Annotated in this window: 16 protein-coding genes; all 16 read left to right on the forward strand. The window is 44.8% G+C overall.

The annotated features are described in order from the left end of the window. Positions 1–104: 104 nt before the first annotated feature. The 16 genes from AU377_RS05585 to AU377_RS05660 all read left to right on the forward strand — a co-directional run bounded on the left by AU377_RS05585 (position 105) and on the right by AU377_RS05660 (position 15,070). The gene (locus AU377_RS05585) at positions 105–1,088 is read left to right on the forward strand and encodes an ABC transporter substrate-binding protein (protein ID WP_067405390.1); all 984 of its coding nucleotides are present in this window, start codon (positions 105–107) and stop codon (positions 1,086–1,088) included. Continuing rightward, a complete protein-coding gene (locus tag AU377_RS05590; protein WP_067405393.1) occupies positions 1,081–2,076 on the forward strand; it encodes an iron ABC transporter permease in 996 nt (331 codons plus the stop codon). The genes AU377_RS05585 and AU377_RS05590 overlap by 8 nt, the downstream gene beginning before the upstream one ends. After that, the gene (locus tag AU377_RS05595; protein ID WP_067405395.1) at positions 2,076–3,548 is read left to right on the forward strand and encodes an adenosylcobinamide amidohydrolase; all 1,473 of its coding nucleotides are present in this window, start codon (positions 2,076–2,078) and stop codon (positions 3,546–3,548) included. The genes AU377_RS05590 and AU377_RS05595 overlap by 1 nt, the downstream gene beginning before the upstream one ends. Then, on the forward strand, positions 3,548–4,504 hold the full coding sequence (gene cbiB, locus AU377_RS05600) for an adenosylcobinamide-phosphate synthase CbiB (RefSeq protein WP_156450401.1): 957 nt from the start codon (positions 3,548–3,550) through the stop codon (positions 4,502–4,504). Before AU377_RS05595 ends, cbiB begins: the two co-directional genes overlap by 1 nt. Next, positions 4,491–5,570 (forward strand): histidinol-phosphate transaminase, encoded by a 1,080-nt coding sequence (locus AU377_RS05605; RefSeq protein ID WP_067405401.1) that lies wholly within the window; start codon positions 4,491–4,493, stop codon positions 5,568–5,570. The genes cbiB and AU377_RS05605 overlap by 14 nt, the downstream gene beginning before the upstream one ends. Beyond that, a complete protein-coding gene (locus tag AU377_RS05610) occupies positions 5,552–6,133 on the forward strand; it encodes a bifunctional adenosylcobinamide kinase/adenosylcobinamide-phosphate guanylyltransferase (RefSeq protein WP_067405404.1) in 582 nt (193 codons plus the stop codon). The genes AU377_RS05605 and AU377_RS05610 overlap by 19 nt, the downstream gene beginning before the upstream one ends. Beyond that, complete coding sequence (locus AU377_RS05615) at positions 6,130–6,960, forward strand: cobyric acid synthase (RefSeq protein ID WP_067405407.1); 831 nt, start codon at positions 6,130–6,132, stop codon at positions 6,958–6,960. Before AU377_RS05610 ends, AU377_RS05615 begins: the two co-directional genes overlap by 4 nt. Continuing rightward, positions 6,957–7,718, forward strand: a complete 762-nt coding sequence (gene cobS, locus AU377_RS05620) for an adenosylcobinamide-GDP ribazoletransferase (protein WP_067405410.1) — start codon at positions 6,957–6,959, stop codon at positions 7,716–7,718. The genes AU377_RS05615 and cobS overlap by 4 nt, the downstream gene beginning before the upstream one ends. Further along, a complete protein-coding gene (locus AU377_RS05625) occupies positions 7,691–8,296 on the forward strand; it encodes a histidine phosphatase family protein (protein ID WP_067405413.1) in 606 nt (201 codons plus the stop codon). The genes cobS and AU377_RS05625 overlap by 28 nt, the downstream gene beginning before the upstream one ends. Beyond that, the gene (locus AU377_RS05630; RefSeq protein WP_067405416.1) at positions 8,236–8,655 is read left to right on the forward strand and encodes a bifunctional adenosylcobinamide kinase/adenosylcobinamide-phosphate guanylyltransferase; all 420 of its coding nucleotides are present in this window, start codon (positions 8,236–8,238) and stop codon (positions 8,653–8,655) included. Before AU377_RS05625 ends, AU377_RS05630 begins: the two co-directional genes overlap by 61 nt. Continuing rightward, the gene (locus AU377_RS05635) at positions 8,652–9,242 is read left to right on the forward strand and encodes a cob(I)yrinic acid a,c-diamide adenosyltransferase (RefSeq protein ID WP_067405418.1); all 591 of its coding nucleotides are present in this window, start codon (positions 8,652–8,654) and stop codon (positions 9,240–9,242) included. The genes AU377_RS05630 and AU377_RS05635 overlap by 4 nt, the downstream gene beginning before the upstream one ends. A gap of 3 nt (positions 9,243–9,245) precedes the next feature. Continuing rightward, positions 9,246–9,734, forward strand: a complete 489-nt coding sequence (locus AU377_RS05640; RefSeq protein WP_067405421.1) for an ECF transporter S component — start codon at positions 9,246–9,248, stop codon at positions 9,732–9,734. Beyond that, positions 9,731–10,420 (forward strand): hypothetical protein, encoded by a 690-nt coding sequence (locus tag AU377_RS05645; protein WP_067405423.1) that lies wholly within the window; start codon positions 9,731–9,733, stop codon positions 10,418–10,420. Before AU377_RS05640 ends, AU377_RS05645 begins: the two co-directional genes overlap by 4 nt. Positions 10,421–10,671: 251 nt before the next feature. Then, positions 10,672–12,822, forward strand: coding sequence for a (Fe-S)-binding protein (locus tag AU377_RS05650; protein WP_067405426.1), 2,151 nt, complete (start codon positions 10,672–10,674; stop codon positions 12,820–12,822). 190 nt (positions 12,823–13,012) lie between these two features. Further along, positions 13,013–14,203 (forward strand): acetyl-CoA C-acetyltransferase, encoded by a 1,191-nt coding sequence (locus tag AU377_RS05655; RefSeq protein ID WP_067405429.1) that lies wholly within the window; start codon positions 13,013–13,015, stop codon positions 14,201–14,203. A 15-nt stretch (positions 14,204–14,218) separates the two neighbouring features. Continuing rightward, positions 14,219–15,070, forward strand: a complete 852-nt coding sequence (locus AU377_RS05660; RefSeq protein WP_067405432.1) for a 3-hydroxybutyryl-CoA dehydrogenase — start codon at positions 14,219–14,221, stop codon at positions 15,068–15,070. The last annotated feature ends 2 nt before the right edge of the window (positions 15,071–15,072 follow it).

Genomic DNA, 15,072 nt, shown 5'->3' on the forward strand with positions numbered 1-15,072 from the left:
AGGATAGGAATGGTGAAAATGGGCCTTTTATGCCTTTTTTTACTAACTTTTCCTCCGTGCAATACGGGGGATTTTTATTTGGTCAAATTTAGGGAGGAAATAGGATGAAAAAGCTAAGGCAACTATGGATTTTATCCATCATGGCAGTTTTCTTGCTTGCTGCGTGTGGGGCAGGGGAGAAAAATAACAATGCAAGTCAAACAACAGGAATAGAAACGGAAGATGCAGCGAAGACAGATGAAGTGCAAGTAGGTTTTCCAATCACTTTAACGGATGCTGTAGGGAACGAGATTACGTTTGAAAAAGCACCTGAAACAATTGTGTCAATGATGCCAAGTAACACGGAAATTTTATTTGGACTGGGATTGAATGATGAAATCGTTGGCGTGAATGATTACGATGATTATCCAGCAGAAGTAGCTGACAAGGAAAAAATTGGCGGTTTGGAATTTAATGTTGAAAAGATTGTTTCCATGACGCCAGACATCGTATTCGCACATGAATCCGGGCTTGGCACGGGTGAAGCCGGACTCCAACAAATTCGTGATGCCGGTATTCCGGTGTTTGTTGTAAAAAATGCTGCTAATTTTGACGAGACATACACAACGATTGAAACGATCGGAAAAGCAACTGGGAAGTCAAAAGAAGCCGGAGAAATTATCGAGGGCATGAAAGCAAAAGTAGAAGAAGTATTGGCGAAAACAGCATCTGTTGAGCAGAAAAGATCCGTTTTTGTGGAAACATCGCCAGCACCTGAAATTTACACACCTGGTAAAAATACATTTATGAATCAAATGCTCGACATGATTGGAGCGGAAAACATTGCGGCTGACCAAGAAGGCTGGGTCATGATGGAACCAGAAGAGATCGTTAAACGAAATCCAGATGTGATTATCGTTATGTATGATTATATTGAAACAGCTGTTGAAGATGTTTATGCGCGCGATGGTTTTGATACGATCACTGCAATTCAAAATAAAGCTGTCATGCAAGTGAAAGAAAATATAACGAGCCGTACAGGACCTCGTCTGGCAGAAGGGTTAGAAGAAATTGCAAAAGCCGTTTATCCGGAGGCTTTTGGTGAGTAAAACAGCAATTGCCTACATCTTTTCAGCCGCCACACTTCTCGTGGCGGTTTGGTTAGGTGTATCGATCGGATCTGTCAAAATTCCGATTCAAACATTGTGGAATGCCACGGCTGATCCAACGGCTGCCAATATATTATGGAAAATAAGAATGCCACGCGTCGTGCTAGCAGGCCTTGTAGGCGCATCTCTTGCCATTTCAGGAGCCGCATTCCAAGGGCTATTAAAAAATCCATTGGCTGATCCATACACACTCGGAGTGTCATCCGGCGCCTCGGTAGGTGCGGTCATGACACTTTTTTTTGGGATTTCCATTACTTTTTTCGGCCATTTTACATTGCCTGTCTTTAGTATGATTGGTGCCGCGCTGACAATGTTTGTCGTTCTCGGATTTGCACGTCTCGTCGACCGGGCAATGAAAATGGAAACGATTATTTTAACAGGGATTATTTTTAGTTCATTTCTTGGCTCTCTTTTATCGCTCATGATCGCATTGACAGGAGAAGAGTTGCGTCAAATTATTGGGTGGCTGCTAGGGAGCGTTTCGATGCGCGGCTGGAGTTATGTGACGATGATCTTGCCATTTGTGGGGATAGGCTCAGTGCTGCTTTGGATCAATCGCCGCGAGTTGAATGCCATGCTTTTCGGAGAAGAGCGTGCACATCATTTAGGGGTCAACGTGAAGCGGAGAAAATGGATGATTTTAATCGGCGGGTCCTTATTAACGGGTTCCGCAGTTGCAGTGTCGGGGACGATTGGCTTTGTCGGTCTTGTCGTGCCGCATATGACAAGACTCATGTGGGGAGCGGATCACAGGCATTTGTTGACACTGTCATTTTTCAATGGCGCATCCTTGCTTATTATTTGTGACCTTGTTGCACGAACGATTATCTCTCCCTCAGAATTACCGGTAGGTGTGATTACGGCGTTTATTGGGGCGCCTGTATTTGCGTTCATCTTTTATCGACAAAGGCGAAAAGGAGCGATGTAATGTTAACAGTCAAAAATCTTACCGGTGGCTATTCAAATACACCCGTTGTAAAAGATGTTTCATTTCAAGTAGAAAAAGGGGAAGTGCTGGGGATTTTAGGTCCGAATGGAAGCGGGAAATCGACACTGCTAAAAATGATCTCAGGTATTCTTCCGAAGCAAACTGGAACGATTACAATTGAAGCTCAAGATGTATCTACATATTCCCAAAAAGAATTTGCGAGAAAAGTAGCGGTATTGCCTCAGATGCACACCCATGCTTTTTCCCATTCCGTCTTTGAAACGGTCTCACTTGGACGATATCCGCATCAATCTGGTCTTTTTTCGACTTGGTCTAAAGAAGATGAGCGTGCGGTCATGGAAGCGATGACGCTGACGGATATTATGCGTTACAAAGATACAGCGATCGAATTGCTGTCGGGTGGAGAGCGACAGCGTGTATTCGTTGCGCAAGCACTTGCGCAAGAAGCGCCGATCTTACTGCTCGATGAACCGACGAATCATTTAGATATTGCTCACCAACAGCAATTACTAGATACGATCCGTGAACAAGCCATACAGAAAGGTTTAACCGTTATTTCGGTTTTTCATGATATTAACCTTGCATCGCTTTACTGCGATCGACTGTTATTAATGGAAAATGGACAAATCGCAAAAATAGGGGCGCCGCATGACGTTGTCAAAGAAAGTATGGTCGGCACAGTGTATGATGCGAAAGTAAAAACACAGCCACATCCAGAATTGCCGAAACCGCAAATCACACTTTTACCTCATGTCGATGTAAAAAAGCTGCCGTTTACTGTTGACTTAACGGATTTCAATGTAACAGCGAATTATGTGTTATTACAGACAAATAAACCGTTAAAAACCGTATCTTCCGCTGTTCATAATCCTGGCACAGGCTGGTATCAAACATTTGTCAACCGGCATGTGGATGCCAATTATCACGTAGCCGATGCAAAGGAAGAAATGGCACGCTATCTCGAACAGGAAGGCTTTCATCCAACAGATACAGTGGGCATGATGACAGCGGTTCAGGCGGAGCATGTTGAATTCGGAAAGTACGAAGAAGATTTTGGTTCGATTCTCATTGCCGTCACGGCGGGAATTGGCAATGCAGTGGATGTCGCCGAGGCGCTTAGCCGTGACCGAAAAGAACGGATCGGCACGATCAATACGTGGGTTATTGTAAATGGCAAACTGTCTGAAGAGGCGTTTATTCAAGCGATGATTACAGCGACAGAAGCAAAAACAAAAGCGCTTCAGACGGAGGAAGTACTTGACCCATTGACGAAAACAGTTGCAACCGGCACGTCAACAGATAGCTTGTTAATTGCCGCTACGCAACAAGGTGAATGTCTACCTTATGCGGGCCCGATTACACCGCTTGGCAAGTTAATCGGCCATGGCGTCTATGAGTGTACCGTTCGTGCTATTCGTGCGTATCGGAAAGCGAAAGAGGGATCGGTATGATTCCTGGACATTTACTCGCGATTGCGATCGGATTCATGCTCGATCGCATTATAGGGGATCCACAGCATTGGCCGCATCCTGTTCGCTGGATTGGTACATTCATTTCAACAGTAACAAGCCGCTTAAATAAAGGCAGATTCCGTTTTTGGAAAGGTGCTTATACTTTTTTTCTGACGATCGGCATCGTCTTCGTAGTGGCTTTAGTTATTGTCACTGTTGCTTACCGATTGCATTTCTTTGTTGGCGTAGCCGCAGAAAGTATTTTAATCGCAATTGGATTAGCGCAAAAAAGTCTTCGTGATGCCGCGGTTGACGTTTACCGCCCCCTTGCGACTGACGATCTTGAAGAAGCGCGAACGAAACTTTCTTGGATTGTCGGCAGAGATACAGAACGGTTGAATGAAAGTGAAATTGCGAGAGGGACGATCGAAACAGTTTCAGAAAACATAGCGGATGGCATTACATCGCCATTATTTTGGGCTTTTTTACTCGGCGCACCGGGGTTGTGGCTCTATAAAACGGTCAATACATTGGATTCAATGATCGGTTATAAAGACGAACGCTACACTGAATTTGGTGCATTCTCCGCAAAGGTGGATGATGTTCTCAACTATATTCCAGCCCGGATGACAGGATTGTTCATTTTATTCTTTACGAAGAATGAAGTAAGAATTCCGCTTCGGCAAAGATTTTCCGGGTGGAAACAAGATGCCCGCAAACATCCAAGTCCAAATAGTGGCTATTTGGAAGCGGCGACTGCTTGGCAGCTCGGGGTTACATTGGGCGGGCAAAATACATATCGCGGCGTTGTGTCTAACCGTCCTCAAATGGGACCAGGCATCACGCCGCTTCGCGCAAGCCATATTCAGCTAGTCATTCAACAAATGACGATTGCTTCATTTACTTTTTGGCTCATTATGACAATGATTGGAGTGCTCATTTATGCGACTGCCTGAACACGGGGCAAACCCTCATCACGTTTATGAAAAGCTTGGGCTGACAACGCCTGATCGCCTCATTGACTTGAGCGAAAACTGCAATCCAGCCGGGCCTCCGTTTTCCGTTTTAAAAGCATGGCATGAACTTGTGCATGACATTCAGATGTACCCAGACCCAAATGGCGAGCCATTTATAACGGCCGCTTCGGATTACCATGAACTTCCAAAAAGCTATCTGTTTGCCGGCAACGGGGCTGCTGAATTGCTTGCGCTCATGGCCGAACGATATCGGGGAAAGCGCGCGGTCCTTGTCCATCCAACATTTTCGGAGTATGAACGAACACTATTAGCGAAAGATGTATCCATTACACATATCGTCGCTTCCGAAACGAATGGCTTTCAATTACCGGTGGGAAAAATCATCGATGCCATGCAGGAAGCGGATGTTCTCTATTTATGCACGCCAAATAATCCGACTGGGATTATGCCGTCTAGGGATGAATTGTTGCAAGTCATTCGTTATGGAGAAAAAGTGAATTGTGACATCGTGCTGGATGAGGCATTTATTGATTTTGTGGATGAATTGCTTTCTTTCATTCCTGAGATTGTCCATTATCCACATGTCATCGTTGTGCGTTCTATGACGAAAATGTATGCTATTCCGGGGCTCCGGCTAGGTTATGTCGCTGCCGATCCGTCGATTATCCAAGAAATCCGTACGGTTGTGCCGCATTGGAATATCAACGGACTTGCAGCAAAGATTGGCGCGATCTGTTTTCAAGAAGACGAATACCGTCAAACTGCCATGCGACATGCGGATAATGAACGCCAAAAACTTAAAAAGCAGTTGAATGATTTAGGCTTTATATTCACCGATTCGGTAACGAATTATGTAGCGTTCACAACAGGATCAGTAGAACGTACGACAAAACTTTACACCGATTTGCTTACCCGCGGAATCATCTTGCGTCACTCCAAAAATTTTCGCGGGATGGATGGAAGATGGCTACGGGTCGGTGTGAAAAACGAAGCCGACATGCAAGTTTTTATGGAGGAATTATCGAAGTGGAAAGCGGAAAACTGACCTTCATAAGCGGCGGTGTTCGAAGTGGGAAAAGCGCCTACGCCGAAAAGTTGCTCGTCAATGAAGCCCGAAAAAACGGCCATCGCCTTGTTTATATTGCTTCTGGCGTATCGACAGACGAAGAAATGCAAAAGCGCATTGAAAAGCATCAACAGGACCGGGCAGTCGAACAGTGGATAACAATTGAGCAACCGATTCAATTGGAAAAAGTATTGCCGTTCATCCAACGGGGGGATTGTGTTTTATGGGATTGCTTAACGACTTGGCTTGCGAACGAAATGTATGCCGGTTGGGAAGTCGGCAAGCCATGCATTGAGCAGCCTCACTGCTTCGATCGGAAAGTGGAAAGGCTTTTCGAAACGATCGAAGAAATACAGCGAATTGCCGCGCATTTTGTCATCGTTTCAAACGAAGTATTAAATGACTGGCCGATGTATGATGCAAGTATGGAAAAGTTTTTGGCGTGGATTGGAAAGCTTCATCAATCTCTTGTGACAAAAGCCAATACCGCGATTGAAATGAATTACGGCATCGCGACAATGTGGAAAGAGGAAAAATTATGAATGGGCTTATTGTGCTTGGCACTGCATCAGACGCGGGAAAGACGATGATTTGTACCGCTTTATGCCGCATATTATCCGATGAAGGCATTCGCGTAACACCTTTTAAATCTCAAAATATGTCTCCATTTTCTATCACACTAGCTGATGAACATGTCATGAGCCGTGCACAAATGATTCAAGCACTAGCGGCTCGAACGGAACCGATCATCGAAATGAATCCCATTCTTCTCAAACCATCAGCGTATATGAAATCCGAAGTGTTTATGCTCGGGAAAAGACTCGCGATGGTAGAAGGAAAGGAATATCGTGATCATTATTACGAGCGTGGGATTGAAGCAATTCAAACATCGCTTTCACAACTTAAGAAATTATACGACACAATTATCATTGAAGGGGCTGGCAGTCCGGCCGAAGTGAATTTGAATGACCGGGACCTTACGAATATGCGAGTTGCTGAAATCGCAAATGTGCCCGCTATATTAGTGGCGGATATAGATCGGGGCGGTGCGATTGCTTCCATCGTTGGCACACTAGAGCTATTGCCAACAGAACATCGGGCTAGAGTGAAAGCCATTATTATTAATAAATTCCACGGAGATATCGCCTTTTTTCAAGCGGGTATTGACTTTATTGAACAATACACAGGAATACCCGTTGCGGGTGTCATTCCATATAAGGTAGACCACGGCATCGAAGAAGAGGATGCGAATCGTCCATTGATGGCTGCACCGGATGGGGTGGATGTGTTTGATGAGTGGGCGGCGCATGTGAAAGCTCATCTTGATTGGCCGCTGATGCAATCGATTATTACGGGGCAAAGAGCATGAATGGACTACTGCTTGCGATACAGTTTTTCACGGTTATTCCAGTGAACAAGGAACTGCCGCTCGGACGGAAGAACGTTACGATGATGTATGGTTCATTGCCGTTCATTGGCGCTTTCATCGGGCTTGGCATGTACAGTGTGCTAGCACTCACTTTCAACGTTGCAGGTTTCGGTTTCTTTCTTGCGGCAGTGCTCATCACGTTGACGGGTGTTTTGCTGACAGGCGGGTTACATCTGGATGGACTTGCAGATACATCAGATGCATTTTTCTCTTACCGCGATCGTCAAAAACGGCTTGAAATACTGGAAGATCCCCGCATCGGTGCATTTGGAACGATGGCAGTCGTTTTATTTCTTCTATTGAAAGTTGCACTGTTCCAGGAATTGATTCAACGCGGGGGCGATTTGATCGTTCTGTTTGTGACAATCCCTATTTTGGCCCGGGCAAGTATGAATATTGTGATGGCCACAACTCGTTCTGCTAAAGACAAAGGACTGGTGCATTATTTTAAAGAACAAACGAATACGTATATACTATTAGCTTTTTCATTTGCAGTTGGATTCATTACGTTATTCGTCATAGGGTTCTTCATTGGCAACTTTTTGGCGCTCATTATTTTACTTGTAATAAGTGCAGGTGTTTTGTTGTTTCGGAGCTGGTCATTCAGGCATTTTGGCGGTATAACAGGGGACCTGTGCGGTGCATTGATCGAAGGAATGGAGGCGGTATTATGGCTCGTTGCTTTGTTTTGTATGTGATTAGGCACTTGCCGACATCGGGCAATGAACAAAAAAAATATATTGGTTGGACGAATGAACCGATGATTCCGACCCAAAGAATGTTGGGTAGCTTTCCGTTTAAGCCCAGCTCGGTCTATTGCAGTGACCTAATACGTGCGAAAGAAACCGCTGCACTTTATTTTCCTGAAAGAGAATATTTGCCTAATGCAGCATTTCGAGAATGTCATTTTGGAGATTTTGAAGGAAAAACCTATGCGGATCTTGAAAATGATCAAGACTATCGCAATTGGATTGAAGATCCTTTGACGTATACGCCAAGGGGCGGGGAGAGTTTAGAAGCCGTTCGAATACGCGTATTGCAAGCATTAAAATTGTTGCCGGGTGGCGCGGCGCTTGTCACGCATGGCGGTCCGATACGGATCATTCTTTCAACATTTTCTAAAGATCAAAAAAACTTTTGGTCTTGGCATGTGCCGCATGGCTCTGTCTGGAAACTGACGTGGCAAAACGAACAGGCATTTGAGGAGGGAGAGCAATGCACGTCTATATCGGCGGTGCCCATAACGGAAAACGGCAATACGTCAAAAATAGGTTGATCGAAAGCGGAAACAAAACTTCGTATTGGATGTCGGGGATAGAACTATTTGAAACATTTCGTGCGGACAATATTCCACGTGGAACAATTGTTGTCTATGATGTGGAAAAGGGAATCGCGCAAACAGATTTATCGGAAGAGGAATTATTGAAAAAAGCGAGTGGAGTAATGAAACATCCTGACGTCATTTTCATTTTAACGGACATTGGGCGCGGCATTGTTCCGATGGAAGCTGAACAACGAGAATTGCGTGATCGATGCGGCAGGCTGTATCAAATGCTTATGTCCCAGGCGGATGATGTTACACAAATATGGTACGGGCTTGCAAAATCATTAAAGAAAAGGGGAGAAATACAATGAAAATTTATACGAAAACAGGAGATAAAGGAAAGACAGCGTTAATTGGCGGACGAGTTGACAAAGATCATGTGCGTGTAGAGGCTTACGGAACGATGGACGAATTAAATTCATTTGTCGGAAAGGCAATGACCGAGTTGGATGAAGTGCTTTTTAAAGACATTCTCTTTGACTTGGAAGCGATTCAAAATGAATTATTTGACGGTGGAACAGATCTAGCCAATGTGATGAAAGAGCGCCATTATAAATTGTCCGAAGAACCAATTGAAGTACTTGAAAAGCGAATCGACAAATTGATGGAAGAAGCGCCGCCGCTAGAACGCTTCATATTGCCGGGAGGCTCTACTGCATCCGCAACGCTTCATATCGCACGCACTGTCGCAAGACGGGCAGAACGTCAAACGGTTACATTGATGAAAGTGGAAGAGAATGTACCTGCAACGGTTCAAAAGTATTTAAACCGTCTTTCAGATTATTTTTTTGTTGCGGCGCGCATCGTCAATAAACGACTAAATGTACCTGATAACGAATACGTTCGGAGTGCGAAAGTGTTCCGGACAGATGATAAAAGTAAAAAGTCGGGTGAATAATGGATGTCCATTAAAAAGTTAACAGTAACCGCTTTTTTTGCAGCACTTTGTGCGGTCAGCGGTTTTATCAAAATTCCTTCTGGCTTTGGAGGTTCTTTGGCACTTGATACGGTTCCGGCACTTGTATCTGCTGCCTTCCTTCCGCCGGTATTTTCGGGACTTGCGTCGTTACTTGGCCATACAGCATCTGCCTTGTATGCCGGGTTCCCATTGGGGCCTTTTCATCTATTAATTGCGCTTGAAATGTTTGTCATTGTGATGTTTTTTGCCCGCCTGCACCGTAAGGGATATCATCTGTTGAAATGGATATTTTTTGTTGCGGCGAACGGAATATTGGCACCATTGCCGTTTTATTTCCTTATTTCGCCTGCTTTTTTCTTCGGCGCATTGCCATTTTTGGTCATGGCTGCGGCTTTGAATGCAATCATTGCCGCTTTTGTGTTACCAGCCCTACGAAATGTCTTGCCTGATCGCCTAGGATTCACCCGATGAGAAATGCAATCGATCTTGGTAGTGGATTCATCGCAACGACTGATAATTCAGGGGGGATCGGCGAAAAAACAGACGATATTGTACATGTAACCGATGAAATTACCGCGCAGTTTGCCACCCGCGTTGCGCTTTTAGAACAATGGGCGGCGGGGGCTGAACCGATTTCCATACTGATTCATAATTTTAGTGGAAAAGGGAGTTGGCCGAAATACGTAGGAGGCGTGACAAAAGTTTTTGAAGAGGCGGGTTTGGGCGTGCCGTCGATTAGTGGCAGTACAGAAACGAATATGTCCCTCCTTCAGTCGGCTCTCGCTGTCACGATCATTGGTAGGCAAAGCGCGTTGCAGGCACCTGAAAATAGTGAACTCCATTGGTTTACATATGGGGTGCCGCTTGTAGGAGAAGAAGTCCTAACGCGTTCACGGGACATTGCCTCGCTCAGAAAAATTAAAGCTGCATTGGATGTCGGCATTATTCAAAAAATGTGGCCGATCGGTTCGGGTGGCATCAAATGGGAAGCGCAGAAGATGCTTGGGGAAAGTCAACTAACGATTGAATCACCATTAAACGTCACCACATCCGGAGGTCCCGCAACTGTTGTCCTTCTTGGGATGGCTTCCCCCGATATTAAAACTGCAAAAGAGCTATTCAACACCAATTTTCATGAAATAAAGATGTATGATTAGCCTGCAAATCACTTGCAGGTTTTTTGTGTTGACATGAAATTCCCCTTTTTTCTATATACATAGTAGTGCAATGAGTATGTCAGCGCCGTATCGTCTCAAGTGGGCCTATTGATCGGCGGAGAAATCTAAACTGCCTAAATACGCTGTTGACTGAATGCTCACTCAGTATTAAACTTGTGGTAAATGGCCAATTGTTCTGAAAAGTTGGACTACTAGGTTCTATAGTTTAAAACAGGAGGGGGAGAGGGCAGATGGGACCACTGCTTATGTTGAATTGGATTCTATTTCTTGGTGTAACCGCTTACGCCATTACGTTGTTTGTGTATTTATTGAAAACACGCATCCAATTTATCAAGCTTGGAAGAAAAGAAGAATTCGACAATAACGTGAAAGAACGGCTTCGAAAAATTTGGGTTTATGTCTTCGGACAAAAGAAACTGCTCAAAGATAAGAAAAGTGGTTTAATTCACGTTGCCTTTTTTTATGGATTCATTCTCGTACAATTTGGTGCAATCGACCTCATTTGGAAAGGGTTAAAACCAGGTTCGCATTTACCGTTAGGTCCCCTTTATCCAGCATTTACATTTTTCCAGGAACTTGTTGTCCTAATGATTTTAATCGCCGTTATTTGGGCATTCCATCGCCGGTATGTTGAAAAACTCGTGCGATTAAAACGCGGATGGAAATCTGGGCTCGTTTTGATCTTCATCGGTGGGCTTATGGTTTCGACAATTTTATCGAATGGCAGTAATATGATTTGGCAAGGAAGCGGTTTAACTTGGACGGAGCCGGTCGCTTCTACCATCGCATCGCTCTTGGCTTTTATGTCGCCGACTGCCGCTGCCGCCGTATTTTTTATCGGTTGGTGGGTACATTTATTAATTCTATTAACATTCCTTGTCTATGTCCCGCAGTCCAAACACGCGCACTTAATCGCGGGCCCGGCAAATACGTATTTCCATCGCTTGGATCATGCTGGGACGTTAAAACCGATCGACTTCGCGGCTTTGGAAGAAATTGAAGATGAAGAAGAGATGCCTGCATTGGGCGTAGGGAAAATAACGGATTTTACGCAACTACAAATGATCGATTTTTACGCTTGTGTGGAATGTGGGCGCTGTACGAATATGTGTCCTGCAACCGGCACAGGGAAGATGTTATCACCAATGGATTTGATCGTTAAACTACGGGATAACTTAACGAATACAGGTGCTCTTTTGACAAAACAAAAGCCATGGGTACCGACTTTCGCATTTGCCAACACAAAAGGAAATGTAATCGCAGCTGCCGCAGGTCTTGAAGGCGCTTCACTCGATACGATTTACAGTCCTTCATTAATTGGTGATGTCATCACGGAGGAAGAAATTTGGGCATGTACGACTTGCCGAAACTGTGAAGACCAATGTCCAGTCATGAACGAACATGTGGATAAAATTATTGATTTACGCCGTTACCTCGTTATGACGGAAGGAAAAATGGATCCCGATGCACAGCGTGCGATGACAAACATCGAGCGTCAAGGAAACCCATGGGGACTCAACCGAAAGGAAAAAGAAAAATGGCGTGATGCACGACCGGAGCTGCAGATCCCAACTGTAAAAGAAATGAAAAAGTCTGGCGAAGAATTTGACTACTTATTCTGGGTTGGGTCGATGGGGGCATTCGATAACCGCTCGCAAAAGATTGCGCTATCTTTCGCGCATCTAATGAATGCGGCAGATGTCAAATTCGCCATTCTTGGCAATAAAGAAAAAAATTCGGGCGATACACCGCGTCGTTTAGGGAATGAATTTTTATTCCAAGAATTAGCGATGGCGAATATTGCAGAGTTTGAAAAAGCGGGCGTTCAGAAAATTGTCACGATCGACCCGCATGCTTACAATATATTCAAAAACGAATATCCAGACCTTGGACTTGAAGGTGTGGAAGTCATTCACCACACGGAATTATTGTATGATCTTGTTAAAGAAGGCAAGCTGAAGCCGAAGCATGCGATCGATGAAACGATCACATTCCATGATTCTTGCTACTTGGGCCGTTACAACGATGTGTACGATCCGCCGCGGGAAATTTTAAAAGCCATTCCAGGTGTCAAACTTGTAGAGATGAAACGCAATCGTCAGGACGGGATGTGCTGCGGGGCGGGCGGTGGGCTAATGTGGATGGAAGAAGATACAGGCCACCGCATTAACGTTGCACGTACAGAACAAGCCGTTGAAGTGAATCCAGGCATTATTTCCTCGGGCTGTCCATATTGCTTAACGATGCTGTCGGATGGAACGAAAGCCATTGAAGTGGAAGAAAAAGTTGGGACATATGATATTGCGGAGCTGCTGGAACGATCTGTTTTTGGGGCAGATATCGCAGTGGAAGACGAGGAAAGTTCAGTGATTTTACAATAATCCAAGTTGCGGAAGATTCGTTATTAACATACAATTAAGTTAATAGAATTGGGGGTGTTCGCACTCCCTTTTTTTAGCAAGTTTGTCGAGCGAGCGTTCAGTCAAAAGGGGTCTTCACATAGAACGATAGAAATGAATGATTCGCAGGCGGACTGAAAGCGCTACCATTTTTTAGTGGAGGAGAAAGGGAATGGGAAGAACAGTAATTCTTGACGGAGCACGCACACCTTTTGGGAAGTTTGGCGGCTCATTACAATCTTTAACTGCAAGTGATCTCGGGGGGATTGCAATTAAAGAAGCTTTAAACAGAGCAAATGTCAAAGTTGACGAAGTAGGCGAAGTCATCATGGGAACGGTTTTGCAAGGGGGGCAAGGCCAAATACCATCCAGACAAGCGGCGGTGAAAGCGGAACTTCCTTGGTCAGTGAAAACAGAAACGATCAACAAAGTATGCGCTTCTGGGATGCGTTCTGTTACCCTTGGCGATCAACTTATTCGATTGGGTGAAGAGAAGGTCATCGTTGCAGGGGGAATGGAATCGATGTCCAATACGCCGTACTATTTACCCAAAGGACGTTTTGGTTTGAAAATGGGGGATGCAAACCTGGTGGACGGCATGGTTTATGATGGATTGTCCTGCTCATTTTCGGCAGATCAAGTTCATATGGGGATCTATGGAAATAAGACGGCTCAAAAATTGTCATTATCGCGGGAAGAACAAGACAAATGGGCGCTGCGCAGCCATGACCGTGCATTACATGCAATTGAAAATGGGATGTTGCAACAAGAAATTGTGTCTATCGAAATTCCGCAGCGTAAAGGCGATGCCATTATCATCGATACGGATGAAGCACCACGCGCAGATACATCGATCGCTTCACTCTCAAAGCTTCGGCCGGCATTTGGGAAAGACGGGACAATTACAGCCGGAAATGCACCAGGCGTTAACGATGGGGCATGTGCACTTGTTTTAATGAGTGAAGCGCAAGCCAAACAAGAGGGCAGAACACCCCTTGCTACGATTATCGGGCATGCCGAAATTGCGATCGAACCCGAAAATTTCCCAGAAACGCCCGGGCTTGTTATTGAGAAGTTATTGAAAAAAACAGGGAAACAACTCGAAGACATTGATCTTTTTGAAATTAACGAAGCATTTGCGGCAGTTGTGTTGGCAAGCGCTCAAATTGCTGGGTTAGATCCGGAAAAAGTAAATGTTAATGGTGGAGCAGTTGCACTTGGACATCCAATTGGCGCAAGCGGTGCACGGATTATTTTAACACTCGCTTATGAGTTGAAACGTCGGGGTGGGGGTATTGGCATTGCATCGATTTGTTCCGGCGGCGGCCAAGGTGATGCAGTGATGATTGAAGTAGCGAAATAAAGGGGGGCGGGCAGCATGAAGATCCAAAAAGTAATGGTCATTGGGGCTGGACAAATGGGCGGCGGCATTGCGCAAGTATGTGCAACTGCCGGCTTTCATGTGTTGCTAAATGACATCAATGAGGAAGCATTGTCTAAAGGAATCGCAACGATTACGAAAAACTTAACACGTAATGTCGACAAAGGCCGCATCTCAAGGGACGATATGCGGCAAACGCTTAACCGCATTACAAGATCATTGGATCTGGAAGATGCAAAAGATGTTGATATTGTCATAGAAGCGGCAATTGAAAATATGGAGATCAAGCAATCTATTTTCAAAAAATTAGATGGCATTGCACCAGGCCATACAATTTTGGCATCTAACACGTCCTCATTGCCAATTACGGAAATTGCGGCTGCGACATCGCGGCCTAAAAAAGTCATTGGCATGCACTTTATGAATCCTGTACCCGTTATGAAGCTTGTCGAAATCATTCGGGGGCTTGCAACAGAAGACGATGTGTACAAAGCAGTTGAGGAAATGACGTTGAAGCTTTCCAAAACGCCTGTTGAAGTGAATGATTTTCCAGGATTCGTCTCCAACCGCATTCTCATGCCGATGATCAACGAAGCAATTTATACATTGTACGAAGGGGTGGCGACTAAGGAAGCAATCGATGAAGTAATGAAGCTTGGGATGAACCATCCGATGGGACCGCTTCAACTCGCTGACTTTATTGGGTTGGATACCTGTTTATACATTATGGAAGTTCTTTACAATGGCTTTGGCGACTCAAAATATCGTCCATGTCCATTGCTGCGAAAATACGTGTCAGCTGGTTGGCTTGGGAAAAAATCTGGCCGTGGATTTTACATTTACGAGTAAAA

The sequence above is a fragment of the Sporosarcina sp. HYO08 genome, from assembly GCF_001563475.1.
In the GTDB taxonomy this organism is placed as follows: domain Bacteria; phylum Bacillota; class Bacilli; order Bacillales_A; family Planococcaceae; genus Sporosarcina.

Bases quoted from the DNA above. Each gene is read 5' to 3' on its own strand.
- AU377_RS05585 (WP_067405390.1), top strand. From the start codon at position 105: ATGAAAAAGCTAAGGCAACTATGGATTTTATCCATCATGGCAGTTTTC.
- AU377_RS05595 (WP_067405395.1), top strand. From the start codon at position 2,076: ATGTTAACAGTCAAAAATCTTACCGGTGGCTATTCAAATACACCCGTT.
- AU377_RS05630 (WP_067405416.1), top strand. From the start codon at position 8,236: ATGCACGTCTATATCGGCGGTGCCCATAACGGAAAACGGCAATACGTC.
- cobS (WP_067405410.1), top strand. From the start codon at position 6,957: ATGAATGGACTACTGCTTGCGATACAGTTTTTCACGGTTATTCCAGTG.
- AU377_RS05605 (WP_067405401.1), top strand. From the start codon at position 4,491: ATGCGACTGCCTGAACACGGGGCAAACCCTCATCACGTTTATGAAAAG.
- AU377_RS05625 (WP_067405413.1), top strand. From the start codon at position 7,691: ATGGCTCGTTGCTTTGTTTTGTATGTGATTAGGCACTTGCCGACATCG.
- AU377_RS05645 (WP_067405423.1), top strand. From the start codon at position 9,731: ATGAGAAATGCAATCGATCTTGGTAGTGGATTCATCGCAACGACTGAT.
- AU377_RS05615 (WP_067405407.1), top strand. From the start codon at position 6,130: ATGAATGGGCTTATTGTGCTTGGCACTGCATCAGACGCGGGAAAGACG.
- AU377_RS05635 (WP_067405418.1), top strand. From the start codon at position 8,652: ATGAAAATTTATACGAAAACAGGAGATAAAGGAAAGACAGCGTTAATT.
- AU377_RS05655 (WP_067405429.1), top strand. From the start codon at position 13,013: ATGGGAAGAACAGTAATTCTTGACGGAGCACGCACACCTTTTGGGAAG.
- AU377_RS05660 (WP_067405432.1), top strand. From the start codon at position 14,219: ATGAAGATCCAAAAAGTAATGGTCATTGGGGCTGGACAAATGGGCGGC.
- AU377_RS05650 (WP_067405426.1), top strand. From the start codon at position 10,672: ATGGGACCACTGCTTATGTTGAATTGGATTCTATTTCTTGGTGTAACC.
- AU377_RS05640 (WP_067405421.1), top strand. From the start codon at position 9,246: ATGTCCATTAAAAAGTTAACAGTAACCGCTTTTTTTGCAGCACTTTGT.